The following is a 2,157-nucleotide window of genomic DNA, read 5'->3' as shown; positions in this document are numbered from 1 at the left end:
CGCGCGGCCCGAGGCGACGGCGGCGGCGGCGTCGAGCGTCTCGTCGTCGGGCCGGTGCTCCCGGACCCAGTCGACCTGGGCCGTCGTCGGGCCCAGCACGTCACCGCTGTAGTAGTTGGTGTCCGTGGTGCCCTCGACCATGGGGTGGGGCGCCGCGAGCATGCCCTCCGAGAGCGGGGCCAGCAGGTCCTGCTTCTCGTAGATCATGCCGGCGCGCGTCTTGCCGGCGAGCTCGAAGTCGTTGGTCATGGTCAGCGCGCGCGTGGGGCAGGCCTCGATGCACAGCCCGCAGAAGATGCACCGCAGGTAGTTGATCTGGTAGACGCCGCCGTACCGCTCGCCGGGGCTCATGTGCGCACCCTGCGAGTCGTCCGCGTTGACCTGCAGGCCCGCGTTCTCGGGCAGGCCCGCGTTGGACGCGCCCTCCACGTAGATCGCGTCCGCCGGGCACGCCCAGGCGCACAGCTCGCAGCCGATGCACTTCTCCAGCCCGTCGGCGTACCGGTTGAGCTGGTGGCGGCCGTGGAACCGGCGCTGGGTGGGCACCTTCTCGCGGGGGTACTGCTCCGTGACCGTGGGCCTGAACATCGACGACAGCGTCACGCCGAAGCCCGCGACGGGAGCGAACAGCTCCGCGATGGGTCCCGGCTGGGGCCGCAAGGGCTGGTACTCGCCCGACTCTCGCTCACTCACCGTGGACCTCCTTTCCGAACCGCTTGGACGGGGGCAGCTTCTCGCCGGGCAGCGGCGGCACCGGGAACCCGCCGGCGAACGCGTCGACGGGCTCCTTGTCCGCGCCGTCACCCGGTGGCGCGGCCTTCTTGTCGGGCCAGAACCACATGACCGCGATGAAGACGACGGCGACCCCGATGATCACCGGGACGAACTGCTGGAAGGACATGCCCTGCACGCGCTGCAGCCACTGCACGACGGCGAGCACGACGACCCAGGCCAGCGCGACCGGGATGAGCACCTTCCAGCCGAAGACCATGAACTGGTCGTAGCGCAGGCGCAGCAGCGTGCCGCGCACCCACACGAAGAAGAACATGACGGCCCAGAGCTTCACGAGGAACCAGATGATGGGCAGCCAGCCCTCGTTGAGCGCACCGCCCAGGAACCCGTCGGGCACGGGGGCCCGCCAGCCGCCCAGGAAGAGCGTGACGCAGACGGCCGAGACGTTGAGCATGTTGATGTACTCCGCCAGGAAGAACCAGGCGAACTTCATCGACGAGTACTCGGTCATGTAGCCGGAGACCAGCTCCCCCTCGGCCTCGGGGAGGTCGAACGGCAGGCGGTTGGTCTCGCCGATCATCGAGATCACGTAGATCACGAAGGCCGGCGCGAGCGGGATGAACCACCAGATCTGCGTCTGGCTGGAGACGATCTGGGAGGTCGACATCGACCCCGCCATGATGAACACGCTCACCAGCGACAGGCCCATCGCGAGCTCGTAGCTGATCACCTGCGCCGTGGACCGGACCGAGCCGAGCAGCGGGTACGTCGATCCCGACGCCCAGCCGCCCAGCACGATGCCGTAGACGCCGAGCGACGCGGCGGCCAGCACGTACAGCACCGCGACGGGGAAGTCGGTGAGCTGCGCCGGCGTGGTCCAGTCGGTCCACGGGAACGGCAGGCTCGGCCCGAACGGGATCACGGCGAACACGAGAAGCGAGCAGAACACCGAGATCATCGGCGCCAGCAGGTACACGAACCGGTCGGCCCGCGTGACCGTCATGTCCTCCTTGAGCAGCAGCTTCATGGCGTCCGCGAGCGACTGGAGCAGGCCGGCCGGCCCGTGCCAGTTGGGGCCGGGGCGCACCTGCATGCGCGCCACGACCTTGCGCTCGAACCAGATCGCGAACAGCACGCTGGTCAGCAGGAAGACCACGATCAGCACGGCCTTCACGATCGAGGCCCAGATGGTCTCCTGCGAGAAGTCCGCGGCCACGCCGGGCGCGGCCTCGGCCAGCAGCACCGGGTTCATCGGGCGTCTCCTTCCGGCGTGACGGTGACGAGGTCGCCCGCGACCGCCCCGAGCGTGTCGTGCACGCGGGAGCCGGCGGACGCGAGCGGCAGCCAGACCACGCCGTCGACCATCCCGTCGGTGACCGCGGCGGGCACCCGGACGGAGCCGCGCGCCGTGCTGACGGTGACCGG

Annotated in this window: 2 protein-coding genes; both read right to left on the bottom strand. The window is 69.8% G+C overall.

The genetic code is table 11. The features are described 5' to 3' along the window. On the bottom strand, nucleotides 1–693 hold a 693-nt coding region (nuoI, locus tag PROKR_RS29325), incomplete at its 3' end, for an NADH-quinone oxidoreductase subunit NuoI (protein WP_036971214.1). Beyond that, nucleotides 686–1,984 carry an NADH-quinone oxidoreductase subunit NuoH gene (gene nuoH, locus PROKR_RS29320; protein WP_036971211.1) on the bottom strand — a complete coding sequence of 433 codons (1,299 nt, stop codon included), beginning with the start codon at nucleotides 1,982–1,984 and terminating at the stop codon, nucleotides 686–688. The genes nuoH and nuoI, both read right to left, overlap by 8 nt. Nucleotides 1,985–2,157 lie beyond the last annotated feature (173 nt).

This window comes from Promicromonospora kroppenstedtii DSM 19349, assembly GCF_000515355.1.
GTDB classification, from domain to species: Bacteria; Actinomycetota; Actinomycetes; order Actinomycetales; family Cellulomonadaceae; genus Promicromonospora; species Promicromonospora kroppenstedtii.
This window is presented reverse-complemented; position numbering and strand designations above follow the sequence as displayed.